The 15,000-nt window shown below is 39.5% G+C and carries 17 protein-coding genes (2 of these 17 only partly in view); 11 read left to right on the forward strand and 6 right to left on the reverse strand.

What is annotated here, in order from left to right; translation table 11 throughout:
• Positions 1–382 carry the 5' portion of a hypothetical protein gene (locus tag CIT02_RS09870; RefSeq protein ID WP_292612030.1) on the reverse strand. 563 nt of this gene lie to the left of the window's left edge, so the window shows 382 of its 945 coding nt (coding positions 1–382); it begins with the start codon at positions 380–382; the stop codon falls past the left edge of the window.
• A 62-nt stretch (positions 383–444) separates the two neighbouring features.
• On the reverse strand, positions 445–834 hold the full coding sequence (locus CIT02_RS09875; RefSeq protein WP_292612033.1) for a Fur family transcriptional regulator: 390 nt from the start codon (positions 832–834) through the stop codon (positions 445–447).
• Between the two features lie 195 nt (positions 835–1,029).
• On the opposite strand from CIT02_RS09875, the gene afpA reads away from it, so the two are divergent.
• Together afpA and CIT02_RS09885 are read left to right on the forward strand one after the other, a co-directional pair.
• On the forward strand, positions 1,030–1,593 hold the full coding sequence (gene afpA, locus CIT02_RS09880) for an archaeoflavoprotein AfpA (RefSeq protein ID WP_048084947.1): 564 nt from the start codon (positions 1,030–1,032) through the stop codon (positions 1,591–1,593).
• Positions 1,594–1,741: 148 nt separating this feature from the next.
• The gene (locus CIT02_RS09885) at positions 1,742–2,155 is read left to right on the forward strand and encodes a YbaN family protein (protein WP_292612037.1); all 414 of its coding nucleotides are present in this window, start codon (positions 1,742–1,744) and stop codon (positions 2,153–2,155) included.
• A 101-nt stretch (positions 2,156–2,256) separates the two neighbouring features.
• On the opposite strand, the gene CIT02_RS09890 is transcribed toward CIT02_RS09885, so the two are convergent.
• The 3 genes from CIT02_RS09890 to CIT02_RS09900 all read right to left on the reverse strand — a co-directional run bounded on the left by CIT02_RS09890 (position 2,257) and on the right by CIT02_RS09900 (position 7,162).
• Entirely contained in the window at positions 2,257–2,997 is a 741-nt protein-coding gene (locus CIT02_RS09890) for a sulfite exporter TauE/SafE family protein (protein WP_292612039.1), read from the reverse strand.
• Positions 2,998–3,135: 138 nt separating this feature from the next.
• Positions 3,136–5,094 (reverse strand): cation:proton antiporter, encoded by a 1,959-nt coding sequence (locus CIT02_RS09895; protein WP_292612041.1) that lies wholly within the window; start codon positions 5,092–5,094, stop codon positions 3,136–3,138.
• Positions 5,095–5,437: 343 nt separating this feature from the next.
• The gene (locus tag CIT02_RS09900; RefSeq protein WP_292612043.1) at positions 5,438–7,162 is read right to left on the reverse strand and encodes a chloride channel protein; all 1,725 of its coding nucleotides are present in this window, start codon (positions 7,160–7,162) and stop codon (positions 5,438–5,440) included.
• Positions 7,163–7,397: 235 nt separating this feature from the next.
• Here CIT02_RS09900 and CIT02_RS09905 point away from each other — a divergent pair, with 235 nt between their 5' ends.
• The 9 genes from CIT02_RS09905 to CIT02_RS09945 all read left to right on the forward strand — a co-directional run bounded on the left by CIT02_RS09905 (position 7,398) and on the right by CIT02_RS09945 (position 13,916).
• Positions 7,398–8,462: a TIGR00341 family protein gene (locus tag CIT02_RS09905; protein ID WP_292612045.1), complete on the forward strand. Its 1,065-nt coding sequence runs from the start codon at positions 7,398–7,400 to the stop codon at positions 8,460–8,462.
• A 28-nt stretch (positions 8,463–8,490) separates the two neighbouring features.
• Positions 8,491–9,501 carry a TIGR00341 family protein gene (locus CIT02_RS09910; RefSeq protein ID WP_292612047.1) on the forward strand — a complete coding sequence of 337 codons (1,011 nt, stop codon included), beginning with the start codon at positions 8,491–8,493 and terminating at the stop codon, positions 9,499–9,501.
• A 148-nt stretch (positions 9,502–9,649) separates the two neighbouring features.
• Positions 9,650–10,198, forward strand: a complete 549-nt coding sequence (locus CIT02_RS09915) for a PadR family transcriptional regulator (RefSeq protein WP_292612050.1) — start codon at positions 9,650–9,652, stop codon at positions 10,196–10,198.
• A gap of 10 nt (positions 10,199–10,208) precedes the next feature.
• Positions 10,209–10,667: a GyrI-like domain-containing protein gene (locus CIT02_RS09920; protein WP_292612053.1), complete on the forward strand. Its 459-nt coding sequence runs from the start codon at positions 10,209–10,211 to the stop codon at positions 10,665–10,667.
• A gap of 118 nt (positions 10,668–10,785) precedes the next feature.
• The gene (locus tag CIT02_RS09925) at positions 10,786–10,944 is read left to right on the forward strand and encodes a hypothetical protein (protein ID WP_292612055.1); all 159 of its coding nucleotides are present in this window, start codon (positions 10,786–10,788) and stop codon (positions 10,942–10,944) included.
• A 210-nt stretch (positions 10,945–11,154) separates the two neighbouring features.
• Positions 11,155–12,057, forward strand: a complete 903-nt coding sequence (locus CIT02_RS09930; protein WP_292612058.1) for an AEC family transporter — start codon at positions 11,155–11,157, stop codon at positions 12,055–12,057.
• Between the two features lie 79 nt (positions 12,058–12,136).
• Complete coding sequence (locus CIT02_RS09935; protein WP_292612060.1) at positions 12,137–12,814, forward strand: DNA alkylation repair protein; 678 nt, start codon at positions 12,137–12,139, stop codon at positions 12,812–12,814.
• A gap of 269 nt (positions 12,815–13,083) precedes the next feature.
• Positions 13,084–13,575, forward strand: a complete 492-nt coding sequence (locus tag CIT02_RS09940) for an LRR adjacent (RefSeq protein ID WP_292612062.1) — start codon at positions 13,084–13,086, stop codon at positions 13,573–13,575.
• Positions 13,576–13,598: 23 nt separating this feature from the next.
• Positions 13,599–13,916, forward strand: a complete 318-nt coding sequence (locus CIT02_RS09945; RefSeq protein WP_292612064.1) for a hypothetical protein — start codon at positions 13,599–13,601, stop codon at positions 13,914–13,916.
• Positions 13,917–14,291: 375 nt separating this feature from the next.
• Here CIT02_RS09945 and atwA read toward each other — a convergent pair whose 3' ends face one another.
• On the reverse strand, positions 14,292–15,000 hold the 3' end of the coding sequence (atwA, locus tag CIT02_RS09950) for a methyl coenzyme M reductase system, component A2 (protein WP_292612066.1). It continues 896 nt past the right edge of the window; the window shows 709 of its 1,605 coding nt (coding positions 897–1,605); its start codon lies beyond the right edge, outside the window — the gene reads right to left on this strand; its stop codon occupies positions 14,292–14,294.

Here is a 15,000-nt window from a genome sequence, read left to right on the forward strand (position 1 = left end):
AATAATCTCCACCAAATTCCTCAAAGTAGGGTGTCCAAGTGGAGTTAGTTCCATTTAAAAACATCACCACCTTACCTGAACTGTCAGTGACCTCTGCTGAAACTGGTTCACCACCCTGCCCGGGGCTGGTGGGCACCAGCAGATTCAAGTACAGATGGAATGGTTGTGTAGACTGGATCTGGTAGTAAACTGGTTTACCATTTAATTGCCCGTAAAATGCCTGAGAAATTTCAGGATTATCCACTAAAATTGGATTCTCAACCGATACCGTAGTTGGAGTGTCCAGGCGAGGTTGATGGGCACTAACCATGGAAAGGGAGGAGAGAAGTAAGATAAAAAGAAATGTTAGTAATCCCACATTGAAACTTGGAATTTTTAACATACACTAATATTTTTTAATCATAATAATATTTAAATTTTGTATTGATAACTGCAGTTTGTAATTTATTTTTCCACTAGGACCAGTAGTGACTTGATTTTAATATTCTCTTCGTCCTGGAGGATGGCAATTATTTCATCCAATTTTTTGTGGATATTCTGATTTTTAATGTCTAAAATTTCTCCATTGCATTCCACTAAATTGACATGTGGGTCAGGACTCATTTCGTAGCGAGTTTCACCTTTATAATTGAAGCTTCTTATTATTCCTCGTTCTACCAGCAGTTTAAGATTATCATGCACTGTGGAACGGCTCACATTGGGTTGGGTTTCTTTAATGGACTGGTAAATCTTGTTGAAGGAGGGATGAGTTTTTTCCAGTTCCTCTAACCTCCGGATAATTTCCCTTCTCTGGGGGGTGATTTTGATCTTCTCTTCTTTCAATTTCTCTTCCATAGAGTAACATTTGGTTGAAATTCAATAAAAAACTATCGAACAAAAACTTATATGGAATTGAGTTCTATATAGAACCAAGTTTAATGTTTAATTGAGGGAATGAACAATCTGCTCAGAAATTAATCCTTTGAATATTAGTGGTGTTTATCACTAAAATGTGCTTATTTACCATTTGAGGAGGAGAGGTGTTTTGGTATGGTCAAGAAGAAAAGGATTGCCTGGGGAATTACCGGTGCAGGTGATAAAATACTGGAAACCATGAAGGTCATGGAAAAAATAAGGGTAGAATTTGAAGATAAGGTAGATATAGAAGTTTTCATCTCCAAATCCGGAGACCAGGTGGTCAAGTACTACGGGATCTCTAATGATATCGAAAGCAACTTTGACCGGGTATGGGTGGAAATTAATGCTAATGCTCCCTTTTTAGCCGGTAATATTCAGTTGGGTAAATATGAATTCATGTTAATTGCCCCGGCCACCTCCAACACTGTGGCCAAGATAGCAATGAGAATGGGAGACACTTTAATATCAAATGCAGCCATAATGGGCCAAAAAGCCGACGTTCCCATCTATATATTACCCTCTGACGTGGAAGAGGGAGTCACCATCACCCAGCTTCCCGATGGTAAGGATCTGAAGATCACCATCCGCAAGGAGGATGTGGAGCACGTGGAGAAATTGGCCCAGATGTACGAAACCTACATCCTGAAGGACCCCCACGAAATGGTGGAAGTGTTCCGGAAACATTTCGGAGAATAACCATTGGCCGGAATTGTTTGGAGAATAACCATAGTTGAATCTTGTGAATAACTATGGATAGGGATAGCTGATTATTCAGGATAATCCATGGACCGGGATCAAAATTAATGGTATTAGGGGGATATAACCCCGATTTGCCGGGATAACAATGGAAACCAGGCGATTATTTTTCTTTGGTTTAGGTGCAGCCCTGCTGGGTGTGGGAGCAGTGGGAGTGGTTCTCCCGATCCTGCCCACCACACCACTGGTCCTGGCCTCATTTTTCTGTTTCACCAAAAGTTTCCCCCGAGCAGAAAAGTGGATACTTAAAAACCGATATTTTGGGAGTTACATTGAAAATTACCAGACTAAACAGGGCATACCACTGGATGTGAAGTTTAAAAGTATAATTTTCTTATGGGTAATGTTAATTATATCCGGTTACCTTTTCAGAGAGCATAGTTATCTTCTTATATTCCTCCCAATGGTAGGAGTGGCGGTAACCCTGCACCTAGTTTTACTAAAAACTAAAAAGTCAATTGGGAATCAGAACATGTCCAAAACCAGATGGAAATCTTCATGATCACTTTCTTAAAATAATTCACGGATACTCCTTAAACCTTTAACTCCTTATTTTATTTAAGATCCCATCTGGCTGGTTTTTAACATTTGAATCAGTGCGGATTAAATAACGGAGTGAATACCATTGTAAATCAAAAGTAAGCTGGCCAGGCCTATGGCCACCAGAACGATTTTTTTAAATGTGCTTTGGGGGATCCGGTTAACGATCTTTTTACCAGTGTAGGATCCGAGAACACCAATTACCAGCAGTGGAGGGATGAAGTAATAAAACTGGGCACCAAGCAGGTTGGTGGTGAGGTAGATGGGTATCCTGGTTACATCGATAAGTATGGCTATAATGGCTAAGGTGGCGATGTAGGTTGTTTTATCCAGATCACAGGAGATAAGGAAATATCCTCTTAAAGGACCACCTATCCCCATGAAACCCTGTAAAAATCCAGATAAACTTCCCCCAATAATGGTGTTAAGTTTCCCGGTGTTGATCTTAAAATCAGGGTGACTCAGTGAATAAATGGAGAATAACAGGAGAAATATCCCTAAAATAATAGTTAAAATGTTTTGAGAGACATAAATTACAATATATGCTCCTAAAACGGTTAAAATCACACTGGGGACACCAAAAAGTAAAATCAATCTTTTATCCAGGCCCTGGCGGAAGAAAGTGGCTGCTCCCAGGCTACCCGAAAGATGGGTAATGGCCACCAGTACCAGGGCAGTTTTAAAGTCCATAAAAATAACTGCAATCGGTAGTAAAATAGTGGACATTCCAAAACCAGCTACTGTGCCCACTAGAATTGATATGAAGGCCGCAAGGAAAAAAAGTAATATTATCAATTCATTCATATACTATAATTAAAGGGGCAATGTATAAATCATTGCTGTTTTTTAATCTGAACTAGGGGTTATGAAATAAACGCAGGAGTATAGTGTTTTATCTTTTGATCCCCTGTGAAATTCGGTTTTTGGTGTGAAAATACCTGGTTATAGGTCGGATTTAGTGAAATTCGATAACTGGTCTTTTTCACCACTAACAATCAATACATCCCCCTCGACAAGTTTTAAATTACTATCAACATTTTTATAGGTTTTATGTCCCCTCATAACCGCCACAATTTCCAGTTCATAATTTTTTATCAATTCCCGGATAGTTTTCCCTTCAGAAACTGAACCCACTGTGGTTGACGTTATCTCCCTATCTTGACTCTCGTTTAAGCTACAGGTGATTAATTCATTTTTGGAAAGAGTTCTGAACATTTCATAGCCATCAGACCGTATTTCATGGATAAAATCATTGATTTTTTCCGGTGATAAGTTGTACTTTTCCAGTACTTTACTGAAAATTTCTATGGAAGTTTCAAATTCTTCGGGTATTACTTCATCCGCTCCCATCTGATACAGGCCTTCCATGTCCCGGATGTAACGTGTTCTGACGATGATGTAAATGTTTGGGTTGAGTTTTTTGGCAATATCCAGGATTTTACGTGTTCCTATTGCATCGGAAATGGCCACCACCATGATCCGTGCCTCTTCAATGTTAATGTTTTTCAAGACAGTTCCGTGGGCTGCGTCACCAAAATGAATGGATTCTCCGTGGGCCTTTTCATTCCTCACAATTTCGGGATTTATTTCCACAACCACGTAGGGGATTTTTGCTTTTGAAGCAGCTTTGGCCATATTTTTCCCGTTTATACCAAATCCAACAATTATCAGATGATCACTTAAAACCTCTTCTGTCTGTGAAGGAAAGGGATAAAATCCATGTTTAAGTCTTTCCGGTAAGGGTAATTTATCGGAATAATTTGATATTCGTGGAGCAGCAGCCAGGATAAAGGGGGTTAGTGACATGGTAATCACGGAAACTGCTAAGAATATCTGGAAAAACTCTTGATTAATTAGTCCCAGTTGGAGTCCAGTTGCCGCTAAGATGAATGAAAATTCCCCGATCTGACTTAACAATAAACCAACTAATATCATGACCCGGAAGGATAATCCTAAAAGCCCGGCAGTTATGCCGGCCAGGGATGACTTTAAAATGATGACAATGATGGCGATAAGAATTATTATTAGGATATTTTCAGCTATAAAACCGATATTCAGCAACATTCCAATGGATACAAAGAAGAAACTCATGAAGATGTCCTTGAAGGGTAAGATATTTCCCAGGGCCTGATGGCTATAATCGGTGTTGGATATTATTAATCCGGCTAAAAATGCACCTAATGCTGTTGATAAACCGATACTGGAAGTTATCCAGGTAACTCCAAAACATATTAAGATAATGGTCAGCACGAACAGCTCACGGCTCTTGAAACGAGCTATGGAGTGTATGAGCCAGGGAACTATCCATTTAGTGCTGATAATGGTGAAAACCACCAAACCGATTCCCATTGCTATTAATACGGGTAGATTGTTAAAAGCCCCGTTACTCACCCCCGCCAGTAATGGGGTGAAAAGGAGAACTAAAACCACGGCAATGTCCTGGAAAATTAAAATACCCAGGGCTATCTGTCCATGGATACTGTAAATCTGGTCCTGTTCTTGAAGCAATCGCAATACTACTGCTGTACTGCTAAAAGAAATCAAAAGCCCTATGAAAATGGATTCTGAGGTATTAAGGCCCAAAATTAAACAAATAAAGTATACTGCGGCCAGGGTGAGCGTAAGCTGTAGGGCCCCACCAATAATTACATACCTTTTGATCTGGGAGAATTTCTCCAGGGAAAATTCCATTCCTATGGTGAACAGTAGGAAAATCACTCCCAGTTCAGCCAGAATATTTACTTCATCAATGGGCACCAGTCCCAGTCCATGGGGGCCAGCTAGTAATCCGGTGATAAAAAAGGCTAAAATTGCAGGAATTTTAATTTTACGAAATAATAAAAGTGCAATAACTGATAAGCCAATAATAATAACGGCATCAGTCAATAAAGGTGTGGTCATTCATTTTGCTCCTTAATTGATTATGTTCCATGTTTTACTCTGGATTCTTATATTTATAAATGCTATATTTAAGGGAGCACTGGCCACAAACTTAAAGACAGATTTACCAAAACCTTTTTAAAAACATAGAAAAAGAAGATCCCAATCTTTTAATTCGTGATAGAAAAAAATGCTGCTGCAGGCTTACCGGAAAGATAGGTGATGGTTATCTGTCCCAGTTGTTTTAAACTCCCTAAATAAGTGAAGGGGTAAAATGGTTGGGTTGTAGATCATTGATGTTTCTGGGATTTAAGATATTTATCTTGCAAATAATGTTTAAATATTTTTTTTTACTGGCTAAACTTTAATTTGCTCTTTTTTTTGTATACGCTCGGATAATATCTCCTTTGGTAAAAAATCCAATTATCTCTTGGGGTTTATTAGGATTCACAACTGGGAAGTGGGATAACTCCTCATTTTCGGTTTTAATCAGGACATCTTCAAGCATTTCATCTGGTTGGACAGTGAATAGTTCGGTGGTCATCACATCTTTTACCCTCAGTGTTTCATGTTCATTTTCACCTATTTTATCGAAGTCCGAATGGGTCACAATACCAACTAAACATCTTCCGTCCATAACTACTGGAAATGCCATATGACCTGTCTTTATAATTTTCTCGGATAATTTTTTTAGGGATAAATATTCATTCACGGTTTCAACTTCTGTATTCATAATATCCCGTACCTTAATGGTCTTCATCTGGTTAACGTCCATTTCCTGTTCAATTATGATTCCTCGGTGTCTTAATTTCACCGTGTATATGGTGTCTTCCATGTAAAACTTGTAAAAGGAAGTACTTATTACACAGGCCAACATTACCGGTAAAATTATCATGTAATTACCGGTCATTTCAAAGACCAGGACAATTGCAGTTAAAATTGCGTTACTTCCACCGGCAAACACGGCAGCCATGCCCACAATGGCGTATCCTTCATAAGTTGCGGTTATGGTGGGGAAAATTTTATGAATCACCGTTCCAAAGGCACCACCAGTCATGGAACCAATAAATAGGGCGGGCGTGAAAACTCCTCCAGAACCACCAGAGCCCAGAGTAAGGGAAGTTGCTATTATCTTCAAGAAGATCAAAGCAAAAATTACTGCAAACACGATTTGCCCACCGAACAACAGATCCATGGTTTCAAATCCAATTCCAAATATGTAGGGATTACCTGAAGATAAAAAAAGGACCAGACCAATAATACCCACAAATAAACCGCCTATTGCTGGTTTTATAAATTCAGGTGCTTTTATTTTTTCGAAGATGTCCTCAATTCCATAAAGGGACTTGGTGAAAATTATGGCAACAACTCCGGCTACCAGCCCTAACAATAGGTAAAATATGATTTCCACGGGTGTTTTCAGGGTGTATTGGGGTAAAAAGAAAATATATGTTGCTTCAACTCCTAAATAATTCAATAAGACTTTTGCTGTAATGGTGGCAAATACTGCGGATATAATAATAGGTGTTAATGATTTAAGTTTCACTTCTCTTAGTATAAGTTCTAAAGCAAATAGTACTCCGGCAATGGGGGTGTTAAAGATAGCTGCAATCCCCCCGGCAGCACCACAAGTCACCAGGACTTTGGTCTGGTAGGGGGTTAATCCCAGTTTTTGGGCTATGGTGGAACCCACAGTAGATCCAATCTGAATTATGGGCCCTTCTTTCCCTGCAGATCCACCCGAACCAATGCAGATTGCAGAAGCAATGGCTTTAACTCCAGCAACAATGGGTCTTATTTTCCCTCCATGAAGTGTAACTGCGGTCATTACTTCTGGAACACCATGTCCTTTTGTTTCTTTGGCAAAATAATGCGTTAAAAGCCCTACCAGTATCCCGCCTATGGCGGGAATTATTATTATGTAATATGGATAACAAAAATCTAAAAATGACCCCAATTCATTGAAAAACAAATACTGAAATCCTGATATTAAATATCGGAAGGCAACTGCTATTATCCCACAGAAAATTCCGGTGATGATGGCCAGAGTATTATAAAAAACTATATTCGATTTAATCCTTGTTTTCATGTATTGGCCATCCTCATACGCCTTTAAATTAGATATTATTACACAAACATCCATTATTCAATATTATAGATTTATTATTTATATCTTGATGGTTGGGCTGTTAAGTGGTTATTTGATCAAATGATTCACTAATTACTCTATAACTAAAGCATTAAGCTAAAAATTTAACAAATTATGAAACTTGTTAAATGATAATAGTCACATAGTAATACTGTTAATCAATTAAGATGATAAAATGGCTTATCGTTTAATCATAGCAACAATACCTGCAGAAAATAGGGACCATAATATAGAAACACTTTTAAGAAGGTATGATGTGCTTTCTATGTGGCATACTAACTCCACAGATGGGCAAATGATTCTTAACATACTGATTCGTCGTGAAAAAACCGAAGCTATACTCAATCTACTCCAGAAACACTGCTCTGGTGTAGAAGGATTTAGAGTTATTCTGGTGCCAGTTGAAGCATCTATACCCTTACCGGAAACACCCTCAAAAATTCTGTCTGAAGAAACAGAAGAAGATACTTTTATTTTAGAAGGATTAGTCAATCGGTTGAGTTCTAGGGAACTGGTGGACCGTTTAAGTCGTCAGGAAATTTATGCAGACATCTCCGATATGTCTCGTCTTTCCAGGGTGTACATTGTGATGATTGTACTTTCTTCCCTGGTAGCGGCCATTGGTGTTTTGAATAATAATGTGGCGGTTATTATTGGGGCTATGGTCATAGCGCCCCTTTTTGGACCAAACGTAGCTTTAGCTCTGGCAATAGTGTTGGGGGATATGCATCTGGCTATTGAAGCTCTTAAAACTAATTTAACTGGAATTATAACCGCCTTGTTGATATCAACTTTCATTGGCCTTTTTGCAGTAGTGGATCTTACCATACCTGAGCTTTTCCTGAGAACTAATGTTGGGTTGGGTAGTGTTACGCTTGCTTTGTCTTCAGGCATTGTGGGGGCCCTGGCTTTCACTCGAGGTTTTAGAACCACCTTGGTGGGTGTTATGGTGGCTGTGGCTTTACTTCCTCCACTGGTCGCTTTTGGGTTACTTTTAGGTTCCGGAAACTTTTTTATGGCTTCAGGAGCTCTTTTACTCTTTTTGGTGAACTTGGTGTGCATCAATTTAGCAGGGATTATGACCTTCCTTATTCAGAGAATACGTCCTATTATTCCCGAAAAACTCATTAAAGCTAAAAAAATGACTAATGCTGCATTAATTATTTGGATATTAATGTTAATAATATTCATTTTTCTGATTTTCCAGAGACAAGGTGTTTTTGATGTGGTTCGATTATGAAATCCGATGATTAATGAAGGTGTTTACCATGACCCTAAGGTTAATAGAGGTAGTTATTCCTCGAGGATATCAGGAAGAAGTAGTGGAGATGCTAAAGGAGGACAGAATTCTAGAAATACTGGATATGGAGTTGGGCAATGACTTAACACTTTTTAAGATTCTCTTGACTACTGAAGATAGTGAAAATATCTTGGATCGATTGGAAAAACGTTTCTCCCACTTAGATGGGTTTAGAATATTCATTCTCCCGGTGCAAGCATCTATACCTCGTATTGATGAAATATCTGATGATAATAGCTTAAAATCTCAGAATAATAGTGAATCAGTTGCTGCAGAGAGAATAAGCCGTGAAGAATTATATTCCAATGTTCTGTCGGTAAGTAAACCAACTAGGATCTATTTTATCATGGTGATGTTATCGTCGTTGGTGGCCAGTATTGGTGTCTTGAACAATAATGTGGCGGTTATCATTGGTGCTATGGTCATTGCACCTCTTTTGGGTCCGAATATGGGATTGTCTCTGGCAACTGTTCTTAGAGATGCCGATCTTGCCATTATTTCTTTAAAAAGTATCATTTCTGGTGTTGTCCTTTCTATAATCATAGCGGTAATAATTGGAGCCGTGGTCAACTTCGATCCTTCTATTCCAGCTATAGCACTAAGGACCGATGTTGCCCTGGCAGGGATAGTCCTGGCTTTTGCATCGGGTATTGCAGGGTCAATAGCGTTCACTACTGATGTGTCCAGTGCACTTATCGGTGTTATGGTGGCAGTAGCTTTACTTCCTCCCTTATCTGTTTTTGGACTTTTATTGGGATCAGGATATTATTATCTGGCTACAGGGGCTTTCCTGTTATTTCTGGTGAACTTGGTGTGCATAAATCTATCTGGGGTGATTACATTTTATGTACAGAGAATAAAGCCTTTGAAGACATGGGATACCTTTAAAGCCTATAAACTAACTTATTTTGCCATGTTGCTATGGTCTATTCTTCTGGTAATTCTTTTGACACTCATACAAATTAGAAAGATTATTTAATCTGTATTTTTCTATTTTTATAATTTAATTCGTTAAAAATAAGTATTTAAGACTTTTTTAAGCTCCCAGAATGTTTAATTTCTTTAATTATTTTTTTTAAATGTTTATTCAGAAATCTTTATATACTATTATATACTTAGGATATTATATGCCTAGAATATCAGATCTGGAGGTGGCCATACTGGGCCTGCTCTACGAGGAACCACAGTACGGATACCAGATTGAAAAGACCATTGAAGCATGGGGGATGCGTAACTGGACTCCTATAGGCTTTTCATCAATTTATTATGTCTTAAAGAAGCTGGAAAAGAAGGAACTGGTTACATCGAAACTGGAAAAGGTAGAGGGAAAACCCTCCCGGAAAGTTTTCACCATAACTTCCTCGGGAAAAAGTACCATGGAAGCAGAACTCCGGGACCTATTGTCCTGGAATAAAAAGTTGATTTCCTCCTTTGATCTGGGATTGGCCTATCTTAACTATTTAAAACCACGGGAAGTTATTAACTGCCTGGAAAATTACGTAGAATCCGCCCAGGGTAGGATTAAATTCCTGGAAAGTTCAGTGAAGACTCAGGAAAAGTTAAATACTCCTTACTATGTGGTTGCCCTTTTCAGCAGGCCCCTGGCGGTACTTAAAACCGAGGTGGCCTGGGTAGAACAATTTATTGAGAAAATCAAAAAGGAAGAAAATCTCTAGAGGTGGAAGAATGGAAATAAATGAAAAGAAGATTGCAGAAAGACAGGTGGCGTACATAAACTATAAAGGATCCTATGAGGAAGTACCAGTCCTCATGGGGGAAGTGGTCGGGTTTATAATGGCCAAAGGCCTGCAGATAATGGGCCCACCATTTGGGGTGTACTTCAACAGTCCTCAGGAAGTACCGGTGGAAGAGCTCCAGTATGAAATAGCCATGCCCTTTGCTGGTGAGGCGGAAGAGGAAGGAAGGGTGAAGATAAAAACAACACCGGAACAGCTGGTTTTATCAACTGTTTATAAGGGTCCTTACAGTGAATGTGGGGTGGCTATAGGTGCACTGGCGGAACACGCCTATAAAAATGGTTATGAAATTGTGGGGCCGCCCCTGGAGACTTACATCTCTGATCCCAACGAAACTCCAGAAAGTGAACTGGTAACTGAGATGTGCTTCCCGGTGATGAAAAAATAAGCGTTAAAATCCATTTTATTTTTTAGATAGATGGGGATGGATAAAAAAAAGCTGGGGTTAATTATGAATCGATACTTGAAAATAATCCTATTGGGCTTTTTAATGGTTGATCCCCTTTTTGGTTTCCTTCTTCATCTACCCACTTAAAACCAGTGGAAACCCCCTCTTTGAATCAATCATGCCGCTGGTGCTGACCATAATCACGGTTTTACTGGCCTGCACTTACTTAAAAAGCATTCAAAAGGAATTTGTAAAGGAAAGCATTTTAATTGGTTGACATGGTTTTTAATCAACGTAATCATTGATTTAATCATGTTTTTGCCAGTCAGTCCTATGCAGATGACTTTAAATGATTACATGGCAGATATTGGAATTACCTATCTCATAATACCAGTTATAACTATGGGAATGGGATATTTAGTTAAAAGCCAAACAGAAACAAAAAAAGTAACAGAATAATGGTGGATTGAACAGATAGTTAGATCACATGAACTCCTATGAAACCATTCTGGCCATTGTGGTGATGATCATCATCGGCTACATATGCCGTAGATTCGATTTTTTAAAGGCGGAAGATACCCAGACCCTGAATAAAATCGTGGTAAACATAGCCATCCCTGCCTTGATCTTCCTGGCCATGTACCAGGCCGACCTATCCCATATGAAAACATTTGGGACCATTACCCTCACCTGTATCACCATGGGGTTGATATCGGGGATAATAGCTTATATTTTCACCTACTTCCAGGGTTACTCTACCAAAACAAGATGGGGAGTGGTGGCAGCATCCACCCTCTTCAACTCCGGATTTTTAGGCTATCCGGTTACTCTAGGAGTTTTTGGAACTGCAGGACTGGTGAGGGCAGTATTTTACGATGTAGGTTCCACCATACTCTTCATATCCTTCGGAATTTTCTTCCTGGTGATGTATGGCGGCCGGTACCAGGATATCCTCAAGCGTTCCGTCCTGTTCCCCCCGTTACTGGCAGTTATCCTGGGGATAGTTGCCAATTTACTACACGCCCCTTTGGGGTCGGTGATTCCCAGTGTCCTTGGTTACCTCAGTGGTGCGGCCATACCATTGATAATGTTGTCTTTAGGTCTGTCGCTGGAATTTAGGGGTATTAAAGAGTATTTTGGGGTGGCATCCTTTGTTTCCCTGCTTAAACTGGTCATATCTCCCTTAATTGCCGTGTTAGTGGTGGGGTTGGTGGGGCTTACTGGTCTGGATCGAACCGTGACCATTGTGGAGGCGGGTATGCCTTCGGCAATGCTCAGTCTGGCTCTGGCCATCACCTACGACCTGGATATAAAGGTAACTGCGGCCTGTATATTCCTGAGCACAGCACTCAGCATAATCTCACTCACCATTCTCATTCTGTTGGTATGACCCTACAGTTGGGGTACTGGGCTTAAATGCAAATAAAGATAGTAAAGTCAAGTTAAATAACCAGAAAAGAGAGAGTGTAATGAATTACCGTGAAATCATCCAGGAACTTGAATCACTTTCCAACCCAGAGGATGTGGAGGGAATGGCTCGTTTTGGAATCAATCCCCAGAAAACCTATGCTGTCCGCATCCCTGATCTTAGAAGGATTGCCCGGGCAGTGGGCAAAAACCATCAACTGGCAGCACAGCTCTGGGAAGCAGGCTACCGAGAAACCAGGATACTGGCCTGTATGGTGGAAGATCCTCGAAAAATAACCTCAGAACAGATGGATAGGTGGGTGGCCGAATTTGATTACTGGGAGATCTGCGACCAGTGCTGCATGAAACTATTCCGTATGACTCCCCTGGCCTATGAAAAAATATTTCAATGGAGTGAAAGTGAAGAAGAATTCACCAAAAGAGCGGCTTTCGCCCTAATTGCCGTAGTGGCAGTTCATGATAAAAAAGCCCCCGATGAGAAATTTGAACAGTTCTTCCCCCTAATAATCAAAGAATCAACTGATAATCGTAATTATGTGAAAAAAGCTGTAAATTGGGCTTTACGACATATTGGTAAGAAGAACAGTAATTTGAACCGGAAAGCCATTGTCGTTGCCAGGGAAATACATAATATCGATTCTAAAAGTGCTAAATGGATTGCATCTAATGCTTTAAATGAATTGGAGAGTAATAAGGTGCAGGAAAAATTAAGGCAGTAAAGATGGTCTGGAATTAACCTTATATTTTATGAATGAGAATATTTTTCGGATTTAAGGGTAAATCAATGGGCATTGTTTTAATTCACCCTTTATGATCACTTAATTAATATGGGTGTAATTTGGGAAAATATTCTTATAACCGGGGACTATCTATAATAATATAAAAATATTTTAATTGTGAATTAGGGATAATTAATGGATTTACAATTTTTGTTAGTAATTAACCAGTATTTTTGCTCCAAAATGGAGGCGATTTAATTAGAGAAACAGTGAGATCTAGGAAAGTAAACATCCTGTTATTGTTGTTGGTTGTGATGGTTGTGGTGGTAGCGGCACTATCCTACTGGAACAGTAGCACTTCATATAAGGAAACAAGTAGCAGCGGGACATTTGAAGACCAGTACATCACCTTCAGTTATCCCCCTTCCCTGGTGGCGGTGCAGTACACCCACGAAGATTACACCCTGGTGGACTTCTACCAATCCAACGATACATCTAATTTTGATAACTACGTTGGAAACGTTCGTTTCTCAACCAGTAATCTGACAAATCTTCAAAGAGTTTATAATGAAGGTTCTCTGGGTAAATATGAATCGTACCGCACCTGGCAAGGAACTGATACCAATGGGCCCTACATATTTATACTGTTGGGATCGGGAGATGCCAAGGTCCGGACTCTGCAGATGGATTTCAAATCAGAATACCAGACTGCCTACAGTGAAATACTAAACACCCTTAAAATAAACAAAATCCCAGCATAATAGGCATAATTAGGATAAACATTATGAAATATTCCGATTACCAGGAGGATAAGGAAGAAGGTTACCCTCAGCAACTGAAAACTTCCTTATCAAATTTCTGGGAAAACAAAGCAAGGAAGAATGGTAAATTATTCAAGAAGCTTAAATTAGTAATTGGATTGGTGATTTTTGGGGTGGCCATGGGTGGGGTTCTCGCCCTGTTAATTTTCGCCCTATGTGCAGTAATAGCCATCAGTTTTGGAGTTATTTCAGGAATTTCATTCACTTCCCCCATATGTTGGTTGGTGGGAGGTTTATCGGTGGGAATAACCATTTATGCTGGGTTAACCCATAAAAATTAGGCGATGGTAATTTTATTTGAATTTAGAGATTCTAATTGGAGAGGACCTTCATAAATAAACATTAAACATCATGAATAAACAACAATAATTTTTAGATTTTTCCTGATTTTACAACCTCTCAAAAGAAATTTAGTATTATATCATTCCCATTATCTTTTCAGAGGATCGTTTATGATTATAAAAACAATCACACCTATAGCTAAAGCTAATAAAAGTATTCGGTACACTTTATCACCTTTTAATTGTTAATTGGAAGTTAAACCTATCTCAGATTAAATTAAGGTTTAATTCTCGAGATTTTAATTCTAGACGTTTAAAAAAAGAACTCTGCTGATTAACTCTTATTTGAAGGGTTAATCAGCCCATAAAATTAGATTAAGCAGTTTTACCATTACTTAACATTTTATTTTTCTCCTTGGGAGTGAGATCTTCAATAACTTCCGAAGGTAGGCCGGTTCTAAGGATTTTACCTCCCCTCATAATGGAGGCCTGGTCACAAACATCCAGTACAAAGTCCATATCGTGGGATATTATAAGGAAAGTTTGATTCAGTTCTTCACGTGCTTTTTTGATGGAATCGGTAACCTGAACCCTGGTAATGGGGTCCATGGTACCGGTGGGTTCATCCAAAATCACGATTTTCGGTTCCTTGATCAGCACCTGGGCTATGGCCACCCGGTGGCGTTCCCCTCCACTCAACTCATCATGGTATTTGTGGAGTATCTTCTCCGCATAGTTTTCGTCAAATCCCACGGCATTTAAAACATATAATGCTTTTATCCTGGCAAATTCTGCGGGTAATTCCAGACTAATTGATTCAGTCAGGTTTCCCAGCACATCACGATGGGGGTAAAGACTGTACTCCTGATGCAGGATTCCAAGGTAGGGCTTCACTCTCCCACGTCCCAGGGGACCTTTCTGGGTCATGTCTATCCATTGGTCTCCCAATTTCACCTTGATATGCCCACTGCTGGGATCAGTCAGACCATATAACAAACGTGATAAGGTGGTTTTACCGGCTCCAGAAAGGCCCACCACTCCGTATATTTCACCTTCATTTACACTGAGGCTCACACCGTCCACA

The organism is Methanobacterium sp. BAmetb5, assembly GCF_003491305.1.
Classification (GTDB): domain Archaea; phylum Methanobacteriota; class Methanobacteria; order Methanobacteriales; family Methanobacteriaceae; genus Methanobacterium.

Coding starts and splice junctions, on each gene's coding strand:
- CIT02_RS09935 (WP_292612060.1), top strand. CDS start 12,137: ATGAATTACCGTGAAATCATCCAGGAACTTGAATCACTTTCCAACCCA.
- CIT02_RS09930 (WP_292612058.1), top strand. CDS start 11,155: ATGAACTCCTATGAAACCATTCTGGCCATTGTGGTGATGATCATCATC.
- CIT02_RS09905 (WP_292612045.1), top strand. CDS start 7,398: ATGGCTTATCGTTTAATCATAGCAACAATACCTGCAGAAAATAGGGAC.
- CIT02_RS09915 (WP_292612050.1), top strand. CDS start 9,650: ATGCCTAGAATATCAGATCTGGAGGTGGCCATACTGGGCCTGCTCTAC.
- CIT02_RS09890 (WP_292612039.1), bottom strand. CDS start 2,997: ATGAATGAATTGATAATATTACTTTTTTTCCTTGCGGCCTTCATATCA.
- CIT02_RS09945 (WP_292612064.1), top strand. CDS start 13,599: ATGAAATATTCCGATTACCAGGAGGATAAGGAAGAAGGTTACCCTCAG.
- afpA (WP_048084947.1), top strand. CDS start 1,030: ATGGTCAAGAAGAAAAGGATTGCCTGGGGAATTACCGGTGCAGGTGAT.
- CIT02_RS09920 (WP_292612053.1), top strand. CDS start 10,209: ATGGAAATAAATGAAAAGAAGATTGCAGAAAGACAGGTGGCGTACATA.
- CIT02_RS09875 (WP_292612033.1), bottom strand. CDS start 834: ATGGAAGAGAAATTGAAAGAAGAGAAGATCAAAATCACCCCCCAGAGA.
- CIT02_RS09885 (WP_292612037.1), top strand. CDS start 1,742: ATGGAAACCAGGCGATTATTTTTCTTTGGTTTAGGTGCAGCCCTGCTG.
- CIT02_RS09910 (WP_292612047.1), top strand. CDS start 8,491: ATGACCCTAAGGTTAATAGAGGTAGTTATTCCTCGAGGATATCAGGAA.
- CIT02_RS09895 (WP_292612041.1), bottom strand. CDS start 5,094: ATGACCACACCTTTATTGACTGATGCCGTTATTATTATTGGCTTATCA.
- CIT02_RS09900 (WP_292612043.1), bottom strand. CDS start 7,162: ATGAAAACAAGGATTAAATCGAATATAGTTTTTTATAATACTCTGGCC.